Here is a 17362-nt window from a genome sequence, read left to right as displayed (position 1 = left end):
AATTAAAGGTGATTTAAAAAAACATATTTTATCACACAAATGTTTTTGCCTTTATATATATGTCTGATAAATAATCTTTAAGCTCGGTATTTTCTATGAAATTAACTATTTGTGCATAGGTAGCTTTTGCATTATTATTCATGCCTTGAGCAGTAAAAATTTTTGATAATTCAAGCATAAAATTAAGCTCGCTTTGAGCACTTGAAGCATGCTTGCTTTTGTCTAGTTCTTTTATTAGATCCTCAAAACTCATATCTTTTTTACTATCACTGCCGGAAGTAAATTCCAAAGAGTTACTTTTAATAAAAAATTTATTTATATCTTCGCTAAAAAAAGCTTCACCGCTTTGAAATTTGAGCTTTTTTATATCTGGGAATTTATCAATAAAATTTAAAACCATATCACAAATAAGATCACTTTGCCTTGCAAGTCCAGCACTATTTAAAAACTCGCAAAATATCTTAATGCCTTCTATCCAAAATGGGTTAAGTGCTAAATTTCTTATAAATTTTTCTAAGTTGTCAAGATTTGGTTCGTTACTTTTTTTAAAAAGCATAATTAGATTTTCATCAGGATAACGTATCTGTGTTATTTGATCGCTACTTGATGGAAGCGCCTTTATTCTGCCCCACATTGCTTCAAAAATTAAAGAATAAGCGTTAAAATTTTTAATATCACTCTTTAAAAGCATTAGTGATAAATTTATAAAATATTCTCTAAATTCTCTATCATTAAATGTACTAATATCATTGCTGCTAAACGAAACGCTTTGATGGTAAGTTGGCTCAGTTTTAGCAATTACTTTTGGCTCTTTAGCTTTTAAAATTTCTTCTTTTTTTTCTTCTATATAAAGTGTATCAAAACGTGTACCAAGCTCTTGCGAAAGCTCAGGCACAAGATCATTAAAAGCTTTTGCGTCAGCTTGATCCAAAGCCTTATCATTAGCTTGCGTAAAAAGCTCTATTGTTTGAGCTATTATCTTTTTTTTAGCAGGTAGTTGTTTTTCATTTTTTGCGAGTAAATTTGGCTCTTTTTTCAAAATAAATAGAAAAAAAGCAAAGGCTTTTATAAGTGTCTTAAAAGCCTCTTTGTCATTTAAATTTATAGCAGAAATCGCTAAGAAATTTAAAAGCTTGGCGTCAAGACTAAATTCACTTAATGCCTTTAAAGATGAGCTAAATACGTAATCCCACTTTATGCTATCATGCATCAAAGTTTTATACTTTGACATTTCATCAGTTAAACTAATATAAAGCTCATTCTCTAAAAAATCTTCATTAAATTTATTACAAAAATTATCTTGCACTTACTTGTTATCCATAAAATTCTCTATCTTATTATTTAGAACACTATCGTTTCTGATATTGTTTTGATCCATAGAATATGTACTATATAAAAATGCAGCTGCAATCATAGCAATGGCTAGTAAAATGAAATAAAATTTTAAACGCTTTAGCGAAAATACCTCAAGAAAGCTTTTCTTTGTCTGTTTTAAGTAGCTCTTTTCAAATACATTTTCATCAGCCTTTATGAGCGGAGAAACGGCCGCAGCTATATTTTCACAAAGATAAGAAATTTTTTCATTGCAATCTTCTTGGGTTTCATATTTTCCTTTATAACCAAGCACCAAACAAGCATATATAAATTCCAAGAAATCTTTATTTTTGCCAACATTTTCAAACCACTTATCCATAATGCCAAAGAATTTATTTCCGCCTAGATTTTCATTAAAAAATCTTGTTGTCAGTGTATTATTAGCCCAAAAGCTGTTCATAAAAATTTCATTTTTTAGCAAGCTCTCATCTATAAAAACACAAAGGCAATATCTAAGTCTAATAATATCGTCTTCCTCGTAAATGCCTAGATTTGATATTTTTGAAGTAGTGCTTAAGATATCATTTATCAATTTTTCACGTAAATTTGCCATTTCACTTTGTGAAAAATTTTGTAATTTTGAAACCCTATTTGCCAAAAGAAGCAATGGCAGCACGTGATCTAGTGCAAGATTTGTGCCAAGACCCAAAAGATTTGTTTGACTTAAAACTGAGGTTTCATTTTGATTTTCGTTCATTTTTATCCTTATAATAAAGCCCACATTTTAATGTCAGCATTTTGTAAATTTGCCGTTATATAAACGCTAATCACATTTTGATTTGCAAAGCTTTTAAAAATTTCATCTTTTTTGTCTATCTTATAATAGATATAATCGTTTAACTTTGGTAAAGTGCTAGGAACAACAGAAATTTGCTCTACGTTTATACCCCTTAGCTGTGAAGAAACTATGCCTTTTATATTTGATTGAGTATGGATTTTGCATTGCTCTTTGAAATTTTTAAGAAGATACTCATTTTTTGTATCACTGTGAATAGCAAAATAAATTTCTGAGTTTTCAATAATGCTTGGATTATCAAAAATACAGTCATAAAAGCCGTGATTGTTTTTAACAATTTGTGCCATTATATATTTTGGAGATAAGATATGTGAGAATAAAAGTCTTAGATTATTTATCAAAGGCACAAAAGTTTGAGTTAGGTTATTGTGATCGTAGGCGATAAATTCGCTAAAACTATTATCGTGACTAAGTGCCAACAGATCAGCCTGAAAATCAACTAATTTTTCATACAAATACTCTGGGTGAAATTTATCTTTCTTTAGCAAATAAGAGAATATCAAATGCCATTTTTTTAGCATATTTAGTGTTAAATACGTTGAAAAATCAAGTCTATTTTTAGCTTGATCAACACCTCCTAACAACCCAAAATAACTCTCTTGATGTTGCTTTGTAGCAAAGCTAAGCTCCTCTATAAAATTTATTATAAAGGTGTTTTTACTGATGTCAATACAAGTTGGAATAAATTTTTCATCAAGCGTTATTTGTTTATTTAGGTCTATATTTTTTATTTTACAAATTGGTATGCTAAGCTCGTAAGGCATCTTTGAGCCAAATACTCCAAGAGACGATCTTTGGCTTGCTAGGATTAGATTTTCTTTATCTTGTGTAAAGGCCGAAGATAGCTCAAAATCATCTTTATCATCTAGCTCGTTTAATATATCGTTGCTAGCTTCATCATGCACTTTTGAGCTGATAAGCACTTGCTTGGCTGTAAATTTTAGATTTGGTAAATTATTTTGCAAGCTAATATCAACCAGACCTGAGCTAATAGGTAGTTTTAACACTATAATGGCTGAGTTTAACTCACTTGGGCTTATCTCAAGTGGCTCTGGTAATTCATCTTGATCTGGCGCGTTAAAAATCGTACCATCTTGAGAGATACAAGAAATTTTAGTTAGCCCTACTTTGCCTTGAAGCAAAAGATCGCTTGAAATTTCTAAATCTAAAACACCGTATAAATTTGAAAAAGAAGAGATGGTTTTTAGGTTTAAATTTCTCTCAAAATATCTTTCTTGCTGCTCGAAATGAACCTTATCAATGTTCATTCCGTTATACCAAACGACTTTTAGCTTTTCAGACATTTTATTTGCTTGCTTGTATTTTAGAGCTACTAGCGTCTAAAACATTTACGCCATTTTTTGTTATTTCAAAAACTATATTTTTTTCTTTTATCTCTTTTGTAGCCTTATAAGCCTTGATATTTGTCTTGCTCTGATCAGCATAAAGTACCAAAATGCCAACATACGGAACTTCGTCAGGATATACATTTGTAAAAGCATATCTATTTGTATTTGGCTGAATTTGTGTTTTTATAGAGTCAATCTTATCATAACCTAGTATCTCACCATTTTTCTCGGCTAGATCGATAATGCTAGCTTCTTTAAATTTAGCCACATCTCTTAATTTATAAGCTATGATAGTTATAGGAACATTATCGCCATGATAGTTTAAATTTGAATTTGGCATATTGCTTATAATAAGATCTTTTGCACATCCTGTAAGAAATAGCATAAATACTAAAAAAGATAGAAATTTAAATATTTTTTTCATGAGTTCCTTTACCTGATTTTAATAATATAACTTTTGCGTAATTATATCTAAAAATTTAGATGATGCTCATTTTAAAATTAATGTTCTTAAACAAAACTTTTATATCAGTTCTCATTCTTTTTTATCGTCTTTATTATTTTTATTATCTTTACTACTCATACTATCTACAGCTACCTGCGTTATTCCAGTAAATATACTTCCTCAGCTTCAGCCACGGTATGTAAATCTCTATCGCCAACTTTTATATTTTTACCAAAATTTCCTACTATATTGCCGAATGTACCAAAAGTTCCACCAGCAAAACCTTTTCCGACCACTCTCTCTGCATCTAGATCTTTTGATCTATCTTTAAGCTGAGAGTATAGCTCGGTAGATGAGTTAACAAAAGCGCCTCTGACTATTGCTGAGAATAAACTGCTAGCAGCCGCCATATGCACCTTAAAACTATAGCCGTTATTTATATACTGCGATCCAATATCTATGCCTATGCCTATAGTGCCACCCGCTACTATACCCGGGGTTTTTGAGCTATCATAAAATTTAATATCTTTTGTTACGTCTTTTATTAAAGTACTAGGACTGCTTTGCGAAGCAGAGAGCTTTGGTTTAGAAGCTGTCACTAAATAACCTTTATCGTTAGTAATTTTATAAACCTCTACCGGTTTATTATTTTACCTAATTGTTGATATATCACTTTATTTCCCGTTATATCCATACTATGAGCTACATACTCTTTGCCGTTATGTCTTAATATACCGTCGCTACCTAATTTTCCTCCTTTTGGAGTATTGGCCATTATTGTTTATTTACTCTTATGATCATTTCTATTTTTAGAACTATTTTTTCAAATTTTCCTTGCGCCTTTTTGAACGAGGCATTCTAAAGAATTTTGGCTTGGCCTCTTTGGTATTGTTTTGTGGTTTTACCAAATGCCTAATTGTCCCAAAAATAGTATAAAAGCAAACCACAACAACAAGAAAGAGTGAGAAATTTGCTATAAGAGATAAAATGTCCTCTACTCCAGTGATACTAAAATATAGCCTATAAAACAAAAAAGCGATCAAGAATATAATTGCTAGGTCAAACAAGATATATAAAATAGACTGGATATTACCCCTTGTCCTAAATTTAAGATAGCATAAACTTAAAATAACATCCTCTATCAGCATCTTCAAAAATAGTAATCCTACAGTGTCAAATACCAGCCAATACAGCCATGTAGCGTTTGGCATAAAACCAATGTCAATTATTCTGCTAATAAAACTATTCATCTTCACTCATTTCTTTTAAAAGGCTATATTTTATAGTGGCTCTTACTACACTATTTGTTCCTTGAAATATAATATTACTCCTTGCAGCCTTTTCATGTTCGTCAATCCTATTTGTCAGTTTCTCTATTCTACTTTTAGATTTTTGTGTTTTTTAACTGATCTTCCAATGTTTTTTAGTACCTCTTAAGTTATTATATTTTTTTAAAGTATCAAAAAACCTAGGCGCGGTTGTAGCAGTTGCTATGCCTGAATACAATAAACTATTATAATCCAATGTAAAATCACTAAATTTAATATTGTTTATATTATCCACCATGGTACTTCCTATCTCCAAAAAGCTTTGATCTTTAAAGTTTACTTTTGCATAGCTTTATCTTTTGCTTCCGTTACAACTTAAATAGTGCCATCTACTACAGTTCCTATTGCACCAGTTTTTACGTTAGTGGTTGCTGTTTCTTTTAATACAGCTTTAGATAATCCTTTGGCTGCCAAATTTGCTGCACCACCACCTACTACAGTCGCAACTACTTGACTTTCAGTCGGTATTCCATTTTTTAATTCATCATCTTTATCTGGTGCGTTAAGATAAGTAGCAAACCATGCTAATGCTACAGGAATAGCAATCAGTGGAGCGAAATCTTGTTCTCCATTTTTACCTTTTTTGTTCTCTACCCCTTGAATACTCATTTAAAGCACTTACTACTTCATTATACTTAATAATATCTGATTCTTTTAGTGCTTCTAGTTTTTTTGCAATTTTATTTAAACTTTGTTTTGCTTCGCGTACCTCATCTTTATAAACCATATTAAAGATTAACCGTATAGCTCCATCTTCAATTTGCTTGACTTCTTTTGCTATCTCTTTCCTACCATCTTTACTAAACATCCTGGCATCTATACTAGCATCTACATTTGAGCTTATACCGGTACCCGCTAGATCCTTCGTTAGTTTGGCGGTATCCCTATTTAACCTATCTAGATCATCGGAGTTCTCTTTATCTGCTATCTCTATGTTTCCGTTACCTAGAGTCGCTAGGTTTTTTAGATAGTACGTAGCTTAAATTTCTTTGATTTGAGTAGTTTATTGACCTTAGTCCAGAGTAGCTTGCGCCTGCTTTATCTTGGCTATTTTTATTAGATTCATCTTTTTTATAAAAAACCACCCATGCGTTTAAACATATTTTATTTTCCAACCACAAACATCATCAAATCCCAAAGTACAGTAAATGCAAATATCCGCATTATAAAATTTCTCCATTTGTTTTTTCACTATCTTTTTCATCTTTAAGGTATTTATTTTTGTCTTTATTCTTAACATAGTACTTTTTTAAATTTCTATCGCATTGTTTGCATTCCTTGCTACCTAGCGGATAGAATTCTCTACATTTTTCACCACATATATTTTAAATTTGGCTTTTCTTTTTCCACCCTATTTTCTTTATATTGCTACCACAGGAGCTAAACGATAAATTTACCTCTTTAACTTTCGCTTTTTATTTCTAGGTTTTGATCTAAACAGCGGCTCGGTTTTTGGTTTCGGTCTTTTTTCATAGTGCGTGTTATACTACTTTAGTAGCTCTTGTCCACACACTTCACATGTAGTTTCGCCTATATTATAAAATTTCGTGCAATCAGGGCACCACATGCCCTCTAGTCTTTGTACGACTGGTGGCTCTTTTCTAAAAGCCATCCAAAAGCTATATATACCCAAAAATAAAAAACTAAAAGCTGGCAAAAGATATAAATTACCAGCATCATCGAATTTAAAAAACTTCTCGCCTATTTTTACATTTTTATGTATTAGCATAGATATGCAATCAAGCAAGCACATAAATCCTATAAAAAAGACCAGCCTATGCGTTTAAACATCTTATTTATCCTGATCTGATTGTATATAGTTTATAAAATCTCCAATCCTAGATTTTAATGCGAAATAACTATCTTTTATCTGTTCACTCGGATCACTCATGACTCAGCCTATACCACCAGCAATCGTAGCTTCAGGTAAGCCAGACGGAGCATAGCTATTTATAAAATCACTAAATTTTCTTTCTCCAATAGATATTATTTCTTCTAGACTCTTTGCATCATGAAATTTAGGACTTTCATTCAATTTGATATTGCTTTTATTTAAAGAGTTCTTACCTATTGGCATTAAACCATTATTTCCTAACTCGTATCTATTACCAAATGTTACAAAGTCATTTTTAGCAAAATCATCACTCACTTTACTCACTTTTCGTACCTCTCTTACAATAGGATTACCAGTAACATGATTAAAACCAATTTTAACATATTCTTTACCGGAGATTTTAACAGTATCTACTACTGTATATGTAGATAGCCTTGTTGCTACCTCTAATATAGCTTCGTTACCTGCATCTTTTACCATTTTAGCCATCTTGCCCGTCTTTGAAGCTATAGCCGTTCCGCCAAATAGCGTACCTAGTGCTCCGGTATCTCTTGCGGTAACGCTCTCATAATCACCTAATACTATATCTAGTTCACCTTTGTCTATACATTCTTTTATTTTACTTGGTATATTTCATATAATTGAAACAAACACCAAAAGTTACTAGATACACAAAGACTAGTTACTGGCGTAAAAAAGCTCTTGTTTTTATACTTTAACGAAGATACGCCAGTTCATAAGATCACAAGAGATAATTTGCTTGAATTTAGAGACCTACTCTATAAAATTCCAACCAAGCTAGCTCAAAAGAGTAAGTACAAAGATAAAAGTTTATCTCAAATACTTAAACTAAGCGAAAAAGACGACAAGCTCTCTGAAGTTACTATCCAAAAATACATGATAAGGGTTATTCAGTTTTTTAATTACTGCTTTGATAGTGGCTATATAAGCAGAAGCATAACTGCAAAAATGAACGTCAAGATAGACGTAGACCCTAGCGAGAGAGCAGTGCTTCCATACGATGTATCAGAAGCTAGGAAAATCTTTGACATAGTAACTAACATCAAACAAAGTGGAAAATCGCCAAGCACAAGGATAGAGGCTAGTGAGCTCTACTACGTCACAATGATAGCTGCATATAGTGGCATGAGGATAAAAGAGATCACACAGCTTCATAAGGAAGATATAGCCTTAAAAGATGGAATTTACTGCTTTAATATAAATACAAACGATGGTAAAACCACCAAGACTAAAAATAGCATTAGATTTGTGCCTATTCATAGTAAGCTCATAGATCTAGGTCTGTTAGAATATGTTAATAGTAAGAAAAACGGAAATATATTTAAGGTAAGCAACAAGGACTTCTCTGAAATTTTTAGAAGCCAGATTCAAAGAAAGTTTATAGACAAAGACTCTAAAAAGACCTTCTACTCTTTTAGACACTACTTTATAGACTATCTAGTGCAGCGCGAGGTAGAAGCTAACCTTATAGCCCAGATAGTAGGACATGAAAAGCAGTATAAAATTTTACTAAACACTTATGCCAAGCCTATTAATGCAAACACACTAAAGGCTAAAATAGAGATGGTATCGTATGATAATGAATAGGAGTAAATTTTAAAGCATGAGTTTTAAGACTATTATTATATCTTATTTAGTATTATTTTAGGTATTAAATAAAGGATAAAAATGCAAACTATACGCAAAACAATATCATGTGGCACAGCACTTAAGGAAAAGAAGTTGAATTTGAGACCAACTACCCTAAAACCAAATGCTTTTATATTTTATAAGTATTGTTATATAATTCATAAAAATTAAAAAGGTTTTTTGTGACTTACAGAGTAGGAAGTTTATTTGCTGGAGTTGGTGGTGTGTGCCAAGCATTTAAAAATTCAAATTGTAATGTTGTATGGGCAAATGAAATTGATAAAGATGCTTGTAAAACTTACCGATTGAATCACGTCAGTACCAATCTCATTGAAGGAGATGTTAAAAAGTTAAATGGTAAAAATTTAAGTGATATAGATATATTAACAGCAGGTTTTCCTTGTCAGCCCTTTTCACTTGCTGGACATGGCAGAGGGTTTGAAGATGAACGTGGTAAGCTTTTTTTTGAAGTATCAAGATTACTAAAAGAATTAAGGCCGAAAGCCTTTTTTTTAGAGAATGTTAAAACCATAGCTTCTCATAATAACGGTGAAACTTTTAAAACCATTAGAAATGAGATAAAAAGAGCTGGATATTCTTTTATACCATTTATATTAAACGCTGCAAAGTATACAGATATACCACAGGGAAGGGAAAGAATTTATATTGTAGGCTTTAAGGATGAAGACGACTATTTATTTGAAAAACCTATAAAAGAAAATATAAAAGAAATGGAACAAGCCAATCTACTATCTAGCAAGTTTAAAATTCCTAAGGAAACAAATAAGAAACCAAAAAGTATAAAATTCTTTCTAGATAACTCGTGCGTTACCTTGACTGATATATATAACGACAAAAATAATAAAATTCACCGTAAAGTGATAGAGAGTGTAGTGGATGAAAATATTGTTTATCAGTATAGACGCTATTATGTTCGCCCTAATAAATCAAATGTGTGCCCTACTCTAACTGCAAATATGGGTGCAGGTGGACACAATATACCAATTATATTAGATGATGGTGTAATAAGAAGATTAACCCCAAAAGAATGCTTTAATTTACAAGGCTTTTCAAGAGACTTTATACTCCCATCAAACATATCAAGAGCACAGTTGTATAAGCAGGCTGGAAATTCTGTTGTTGTGCCAATGGTTGAAAAAATTGCAAAAGAGATTGTAGCGGTGTTGGATGGATCCGATAGAAATTAATCCAAATGTTGCAAATTTTATCAAATCACTTCGTGATATAGGATATACTTTTGAAGTGGCAGTTGCTGATATTATCGATAACAGCATATCTGCCAGTGCAAATGATATAAAAATTTATGCCATACAACATCCTGAACCGTTTTTTTGCATTCTAGATAATGGTGTGGGAATGAATGAAGATGAGCTAGTAGAAGCCATGAGACTATCTTCGAAAAATCCAGACGAGAGAAGAAACGATATAGCTCTTGGTAAATTTGGTTTAGGTCTTAAAATGGCTTCATTTTCTCAATGCAAAAAACTTACCGTTATATCAAAGAAATGTAATCAGATAAATATTAAGCAATGGGATTTAGACTATATCTCTAAAAGCGATAAATGGCTACTTTTGACGCCTGAGTTGAGTGAGTATAAAAATCTTGAAATTTTTAAAGATTTTTATAAAAACGATAATTCTACTCTTGTCATATGGGAAGATATGGACAAAATCGAGCAAATTTCAGAATGTTTAGAAATACTAAGAGAGCATTTGTCTTTGGTTTTTCATCAATTTTTAGAGGGTGCTGACGGCGCAAGAAAAATAAAAATATCCATCAATAATAATCCGTTAATACCTTTTAATCCGTTTAATCCAACACATGATGCAACCTTTATAAAATTTACAGAAATAATTAAATACAACGAAAAAGAAATAAAAATTACCCCATTTATCTTACCACATCATTCAAAAGTGACTTCATCGGAATGGGAAAAATATGGCGGAAGAGGTGGCTATATAAAATCTCAAGGTTTCTATCTTTATAGAGCCCACAGATTACTTGTCTATGGTAAATGGTGGGGAACTCTAAAATCTAGCGATGCGACAAAGCTTGTTCGCATAAAGATTGAAATTTCAAACGATCAAGACGAGTTGTGGAATATTGATGTAAAAAAGTCTATCGCAAATCCAGTTGCTGGCTTGAAAGAAGAGCTCAAAAGAGTTGCTCTATACTCCATAAAAGATGGGGTAAAGCCCTTTTCTACTCGTGGTCGTAAAATAAATGACAAAAATGTTACTAGATTTTGGGATTTAGTTTGCGAAGATAGTAAAATTTATTTTGCAATAAATAAAGAAAATCCAATGCATCAAAAATTATTAGATTTATTGGATTTGCAAACAAGAGAACTATTTCAGCTATACCTAAAATCACTTGAGGCATGCATACCATTAGAAGCTATACAGGTACAGGTCCAGCAAAATCCACATAATTTTAGGCAAGAGGATATTATTTCAAATACAGAAGCGGTTAAAATACTGGAATATCTAAAAAATATAGGACTTAGCGAAGATGAAATTAAAAAAATAGAGATTTTTAAAAAATATAAGGAGCCGTTGGATGGAATGTAGTTTTTATGAAGAAGTTTTTAATTTTTCAAAAAGTAGTTTGACCAACAAGTACTCTAAACAGAATGAGGTTTTACAAGAGGAAGATATTGACAACGAAATATCTCGAGTAAAAAGATTTATTAAGTCCGACATTAAAGTTGATATATTTAACCAAGACGGCGATTTTTCAGATAATGATTATGAAAAACTAAAAGACGACTTAGAGAAATATTTTAATGTAAGAATGAGTACGGGCTTAGTAATAAAAGGCGATGAACAAAAACGACGCAATACGTCTTGGTATAGCATAAACACAAAAGCCAATAATAGTAATTTTTACTGGGATAGATTGGAAAAATTTTATAAAAACTTCTTGCCTCCGCAAGTCATTAAAACTGTAGATGATGATACTGATATGATAATGAATCAAATTGGAGATCCAAGAGAGAATGAATTTAGTGTATACGGTATGGTTGTAGGGCATGTTCAATCTGGCAAAACTTCAAATTATGCTTCATTGATATGTAAGGCTGCCGATATTGGTTATAAATTTATAGTTATTGTTGCTGGAGATAAAAACAATCTTAGAAACCAGACTCGAATTCGTATAAATGAGGCTTTTGTTGGTAAAAATGACTCAAAAATAGTCGGGGTTGGACTTGATGATTTGCCTAATGCAAATAGAATGCAACCCATTAGCTTGACTACGGAAATAAGCGATTTTAATACAAGAGATGCACATAAAAACTCACAAGGTATAAATTTTGACAATATAAATACGCCCGTACTTTTGGTTATAAAGAAAAACGCAATCACTCTTTCCAATGTCATAAGATGGATCAAGTCTCATTATAATAATAAAATTTCAAAACATGCCATGTTATTGATAGATGACGAGTCTGACTACGCTTCCATAAACACAAAAGAGGAAGACGATCCAACTACCATAAATAAAGAGCTAAGGGCTCTTTTGGAACTTTTTGAAAAAAGCTCCTATGTTGCATATACTGCCACCCCTTATGCAAATATTTTTATAGATCATACAATAGAAGATGAGCAAAGTGTAAAAATTAAAAACATGAATGAGCAGATTTCTAAAGATTTATTTCCAAGAGATTTTATATATGCTCTTGATGCACCAACTAATTATTTCGGTGCTGAAAAAATTTTTATAGATAATCCTGATAGGTATTTAATAGATATTAATGATTATGATGAAAAAATTCCTTTAAACCATAAAAAAGATCACCTTATATCCGAATTGCCACAAAGTCTATACGAGGCTATAAATGTATTTATACTAAATGTGGCAACAAGGGATTTAAGGGGTCAAATTAAGCATAATAGTATGCTTGTTAATATTAGTCGTTTTTCTGATGTGCATGAAAAAATTGCTAGCCTGATAGATGAATATTTAAAAGTATTAAAAAATGATATTAATGCTTTTATTTTACTGCCAAATTGCGTAGAGCAAAGTAGATTGATATTAAACTTAAAGGATATTTTTGAAACAAAATTTGATATAGAATTTTCATGGTTGGAGATTTCAAAAAAATTATCCTAAATAGCAACTAGTATTCTAGTAATAGAGGTTCATCAAAAGAGCAAGAAGCCACTTAATTACAATACCGGTGAAAGAGTAAATGTCATTGCAGTCGGAGGACTTAGCCTGTCACGTGGCTTTACTCTAGAAGGACTCAGTGTTAGTTATTTTATAAGAAGTACCATATTCTATGATACGCTTATGCAGATGGGTAGATGGTTCGGGTACAGACAAGGTTATGAGGATTTGTTTAAAATTTATATGCCAGAAAAGATTCAAAACTATTTTAGATTTATTATTGAGGCTACAAATGAGCTTATGTATAAATTTAAAGAGATGGCGGAAGATGGTCTAACTCCTTATAATTTTGGATTAGCTGTCAGACAAGATCCAAATAGTCGATTACAAATTACAGCCAAAAATAAGATGAAAAACGCAGAAGAAAAATGTATTTCATTGGATTTAAGTGGAAAGCTAATAGAAACCGTAAGATTTGCTAAAAACCCACAACTACACGATAATAATTTAAATATTTTAAAAAAGTTTATAGAATCACTTAATAGAGGTAGTAAAAAAGGAAGTGCCACTATATATAAAAATATAGATAAAATGAAAATATTAAATTTTATAGATAGCTTTAATGTTATAAAAGCACATATGCATTTAGATTTTATAAGGACGTATCTGGAAGATAAGAATACAATGTGGGATGTTGTTCTTTATGGCGGAAAGGGTATGTTTTTAGAAAAATTTGGGATAAATATGGAAGAGCGCTCAAAATTGCAAGACAAGGGTGATTACATAGAACTTGGGAATAGAAAACTATCGGCAGAAGATCCGGAAAAAGCATTGTTAGATGACAAAATTTACGAACAAAGCAAGAAAGAAAAAAGAGGCGATAGGCCTTCATTTTTAAGAAAAAATTTAAAAAATCCAATTTTAATGTTGCATATATTAGACACCAAAAATAATCAAATCGGATTTGGCTGCGATATATTGCCAGCCTATGGCGTTTGTTTTCCTAATGATGGTGTTTATAGTAGCTCTCAAACTATTAAATATTTAATCAATAAGGTATATCAAGAAGAGATGCTTTTGGAATTTGAAGAATTAGAAGAGCAAGATGATTAATCCTTGGAATGATATGAAAAACAATACCAGAAGAAGGGTTAATGGTGACAATAGATATGATATTTTTTGGATAGTGGATTTGGATGGAAGATATACTTTTGGCATTGAACTAGATTTTTGTATAAAAACTAGTAAAAAGAGTATAAAATTTATTGGTTTAAATACACTAAGAAAAGATTTTAAAGATGCTACCAAATTTTATATAGCACTAAACGATAATTCCAATTGGCAACTATTTGTATTGGTTTGCAACGATATTATTTCTCTTTTAAATACTTGCAATAATAATGAAAATGTTTTAGACAATATAGAAACAAGACTCCTAAAATGGAAAAAATTTTTTATTTCAAATGATGATGATTTTGGAATAGAAAGGCAAATGGGGCTATTTGGTGAACTTAGTTTTTTAAATAATATTGCAGCTAAACAAGTTGGTTTTGAAGAGGCATTAAGTTCTTGGGTTGGGGCAGATTTTGATAAACAAGACTTTTTATTTAATGACTGCGCTGTTGAGATTAAAACGTATAAAGCTTCAAAATCGCCACATGTTACAATTTCATCTGCTTATCAACTTTATACAACTAAAGAAAAATTATATCTCGCAGTATACTCTTTATCTATAAATTCGCAAGGACTTAGTGTTGAGGACATCATAAAGAGTATAGAAGTGAAGGTCGCCGACATAGAATCATTTTATAAAAAGCTTTTTTCGTATGGCTATAAATCAAATTTTCAAGTAGAACTATTAAAATTTAAAATAGATAAAATTTTATTTTTTAATGTAGATAATAAATTTCCAAAAATTACTTCCATAGACATAGATTCCAGAATTCATAACGTAAAATATACGGTAGATTTATTAAAATGCAATGAATTTTTGTTGGAGAGAATAAAACTTTAAAGGCAAAAAATGGTTAGTTTAGATGACTTTCATCAAGATTTTATGCAGGATATCGTGAGTCAAGCCCAAAGCCGAGGTATAAGCAAACAAGAAGCATTTTTTGAGTCGGTCTGTGACTCTCTTGTTGACGAAGGAGAGCTATCGCAAGACTACATGATTGCTGAATACAATAAAAGAGATATGGAAGTAAGTGGATATGACTTTGATGTAGAGCGTGGTAAGCTTAGCCTTCTAGTGCATTGTTTTTTTCAAAGTGATGATATACAAACTCTCATAAAAGCGCAGATAGAATCAAAATTTAAAAAGCTGGAAAATTTCCTTTTAAGGAGTTTCCAAAAACTTTATGATATTATGGAGGAGGGTTTTGAGCATTACTCAATGGCCTATAATATATATTCGTATTTAATTAAAAATGAAATTAAAAAAATCCGCCTTATTATTATAACAGACGGAAAAATTACTAAAAATTTAGCAAGTATCCCAAATAAAGTATTATCTGGCATTGATGCGGAATATCGCATCATAGATATTGAGTTTTTATATAAAATTTATACTATAAATAACTCAAAAAACAACTTTGACGTTGAGGTTGATTTACCGGCGCTTGTAGTAGACACGCCGGCGAAAGACTACAGATCTTATTTAAGCGTAATAGATGGCAGGACAATAGTTGAAATTTATGATACATTTGGCTCTAGACTTTTAGAACAAAACGTCAGAACTTTTTTGCAATTTAGAGGCAACGTCAATAAGGGGTTGCGAAACACTATAGAATATAAGCCAGAGATGTTTTTCGCATACAATAATGGCATAACTGCAACAGCTAATGATGTTATTTTGCAAGATGGCAAAATTATAAAAATATCAAATTTTCAGATTGTCAATGGAGGCCAGACCGTATCGGCCATATATGCTTCAAGTAAAAATTCAAAGCTAGACGTATCAAAAATTTATGTTCAGATGAAACTATCTGTAGTTGCTGACGCCGAAAAACAAGATGAATTTGTCTCAAAAGTTAGCGAATACGCAAATACCCAAAACAAGATAAATCAATCAGATTTTTTTTCAAATAGTCCTTTCCATAAAGATTTCAAAGAATGCTCAAGAAGAAATTTGGCACCAGCTGTTGATGGAATACAAGTAAGAACTCATTGGTTTTATGAGAGGGTAAGGGGCGAATACTTAAATGAACAAGCATATTTAAGTGGCACAGATAAAAAGAAATTTCAAATAGAAAACCCCAAGTCACAACTTATAGATAAAACATTTTTAGCTAAAAGCGAAATCGCTTGGCTACAATCGCCGGATATTGTATCAAAAGGCGCACAATATAGCTTTATGGCTTTTGCAAAACATATTACTCAAATGTTAGAAAAAGATGAGCTTTGTATAACGAGCAACTATTTTAAAGAAGCAGTATCTAGAATTATAATGTTTAAACAAGTTGAAAAACTTGTTTCTTACGCCACTTGGTACAATGGTGGTTATAGGGCACAATGCGTAGCCTATACCCTATCGTACTTATCGTATTATTTAGAAAAAAATAGATTATTTTTAAATTTTTCTAAAATATGGGATGAACAAAAAATATCTAATAATTTAGAGAATATAATCTCTATAGTTGCTAGCAAAATATATACTAACATAACTAACCCGCCGGAAGGCAATGCAAATATAGGCCAATGGTGTAAAAAGAAGTTATGCTGGGATAGTATAAAAGATATGGAATTGAGTTTAGAATTTGATGATGAGATATTAAGTAGTGCAGAAGAAGAAAAGTATATAAAAAAAGAAGCAAGAAAAGACAAGAAACTTGATGACAATATAGAAGTTCAATCGTTTGTCGTTAAATTTAAAGATTGGGACAAGATTTTAAAATATTATGAAAAAGATGAAATAAGACTCCAAATATCTATGAAGCAAATGGATATATTGGCAAAAGTGGTAAATGGAAGCATAGGACTTCCTTCTATAAAGCAAGCTATTATTTTATATGATCTTTATGAGAATGCTATAAAAGAAGGTTTTTTGATATAATGGCTATTTATTGTATGCCAGTCAATAAGAATATACTCCAATAATTGTATGTATAGCGTTAAAACTATTTTGGAAACTATACTTCTTTGATTGTAGATAAAAATTAATCTTAACTGAATATTAAAAATGTATAAAATTAAATAGAAGAGAATTTTCGGTATTCCTTTTTAAGTGTCGTGCTTCAAGATATCAAGTTCATGGTATGTTAAATTTAGGATCTTGCGTTAGAATGTGCCGAAGGCTTATAACCCTAGAAAATATTGTCTTAGATTTTGAAAGTCTTTATTTGTATATTAAATTATACTAAATAAGATATAAGAATAGTCTTAAAACTCATGCTTTGAAATTTGCCCCTACTCATTTTCATACGACACTATCTCTACTTTAGCTTTGAGTGTATTAG

At 31.2% G+C, this 17362-nt stretch carries 15 protein-coding genes and 1 pseudogene; 6 read left to right on the top strand and 10 right to left on the bottom strand.

The window, feature by feature from the left end:
* Positions 1-31 precede the first annotated feature (31 nt).
* From F3H00_RS09995 to F3H00_RS09950, 10 genes are all read right to left on the bottom strand, one after another.
* Positions 32-1306, bottom strand: coding sequence for a type VI secretion system domain-containing protein (locus F3H00_RS09995; protein ID WP_148800675.1), 1275 nt, complete (start codon positions 1304-1306; stop codon positions 32-34).
* The gene (gene icmH / locus F3H00_RS09990) at positions 1307-2071 is read right to left on the bottom strand and encodes a type IVB secretion system protein IcmH/DotU (RefSeq protein WP_085658354.1); all 765 of its coding nucleotides are present in this window, start codon (positions 2069-2071) and stop codon (positions 1307-1309) included.
* A gap of 8 nt (positions 2072-2079) precedes the next feature.
* Positions 2080-3474 carry a type VI secretion system baseplate subunit TssK gene (tssK, locus tag F3H00_RS09985; protein ID WP_148800673.1) on the bottom strand — a complete coding sequence of 465 codons (1395 nt, stop codon included), beginning with the start codon at positions 3472-3474 and terminating at the stop codon, positions 2080-2082.
* 1 nt (position 3475) lies between these two features.
* Positions 3476-3943 carry a type VI secretion system lipoprotein TssJ gene (tssJ, locus tag F3H00_RS09980; RefSeq protein WP_085658356.1) on the bottom strand — a complete coding sequence of 156 codons (468 nt, stop codon included), beginning with the start codon at positions 3941-3943 and terminating at the stop codon, positions 3476-3478.
* A 179-nt stretch (positions 3944-4122) separates the two neighbouring features.
* Positions 4123-4563, bottom strand: coding sequence for a hypothetical protein (locus tag F3H00_RS09975; RefSeq protein ID WP_148800671.1), 441 nt, complete (start codon positions 4561-4563; stop codon positions 4123-4125).
* Between the two features lie 216 nt (positions 4564-4779).
* On the bottom strand, positions 4780-5214 hold the full coding sequence (locus tag F3H00_RS09970) for a hypothetical protein (RefSeq protein WP_148800669.1): 435 nt from the start codon (positions 5212-5214) through the stop codon (positions 4780-4782).
* Between the two features lie 393 nt (positions 5215-5607).
* Positions 5608-5901 (bottom strand): hypothetical protein, encoded by a 294-nt coding sequence (locus F3H00_RS09965; RefSeq protein WP_148800667.1) that lies wholly within the window; start codon positions 5899-5901, stop codon positions 5608-5610.
* Positions 5867-6100, bottom strand: coding sequence for a hypothetical protein (locus F3H00_RS09960; protein ID WP_148800665.1), 234 nt, complete (start codon positions 6098-6100; stop codon positions 5867-5869). Before F3H00_RS09960 ends, F3H00_RS09965 begins: the two co-directional genes overlap by 35 nt.
* Positions 6101-6778: 678 nt before the next feature.
* Positions 6779-7039, bottom strand: a complete 261-nt coding sequence (locus tag F3H00_RS09955; protein ID WP_148800663.1) for a hypothetical protein — start codon at positions 7037-7039, stop codon at positions 6779-6781.
* A 147-nt stretch (positions 7040-7186) separates the two neighbouring features.
* Positions 7187-7615, bottom strand: a complete 429-nt coding sequence (locus F3H00_RS09950; protein WP_148800661.1) for a hypothetical protein — start codon at positions 7613-7615, stop codon at positions 7187-7189.
* 213 nt (positions 7616-7828) lie between these two features.
* Here F3H00_RS09950 and F3H00_RS09945 point away from each other — a divergent pair, with 213 nt between their 5' ends.
* The 6 genes and pseudogenes from F3H00_RS09945 to F3H00_RS09915 all read left to right on the top strand — a co-directional run bounded on the left by F3H00_RS09945 (position 7829) and on the right by F3H00_RS09915 (position 16959).
* A complete protein-coding gene (locus F3H00_RS09945; RefSeq protein ID WP_223155284.1) occupies positions 7829-8734 on the top strand; it encodes a site-specific integrase in 906 nt (301 codons plus the stop codon).
* 224 nt (positions 8735-8958) lie between these two features.
* Positions 8959-9984, top strand: coding sequence for a DNA cytosine methyltransferase (locus F3H00_RS09940; RefSeq protein ID WP_021090225.1), 1026 nt, complete (start codon positions 8959-8961; stop codon positions 9982-9984).
* Entirely contained in the window at positions 9965-11368 is a 1404-nt protein-coding gene (locus F3H00_RS09935) for an ATP-binding protein (protein WP_021090283.1), read from the top strand. Before F3H00_RS09940 ends, F3H00_RS09935 begins: the two co-directional genes overlap by 20 nt.
* A pseudogene (locus F3H00_RS10720) lies at positions 11358-14021 on the top strand (Z1 domain-containing protein). Before F3H00_RS09935 ends, F3H00_RS10720 begins: the two are co-directional and overlap by 11 nt.
* Entirely contained in the window at positions 14014-14922 is a 909-nt protein-coding gene (locus F3H00_RS09920) for a PD-(D/E)XK motif protein (protein WP_021090365.1), read from the top strand. The pseudogene F3H00_RS10720 and the gene F3H00_RS09920 overlap by 8 nt, the downstream one beginning before the upstream one ends.
* Before the next feature lie 9 nt (positions 14923-14931).
* The gene (locus tag F3H00_RS09915; RefSeq protein WP_021090347.1) at positions 14932-16959 is read left to right on the top strand and encodes an AIPR family protein; all 2028 of its coding nucleotides are present in this window, start codon (positions 14932-14934) and stop codon (positions 16957-16959) included.
* Positions 16960-17362 lie beyond the last annotated feature (403 nt).

It is taken from the genome of Campylobacter concisus (genome assembly GCF_902460845.1).
Lineage (GTDB): Bacteria > Campylobacterota > Campylobacteria > Campylobacterales > Campylobacteraceae > Campylobacter_A > Campylobacter_A concisus_X.
This window is presented reverse-complemented; position numbering and strand designations above follow the sequence as displayed.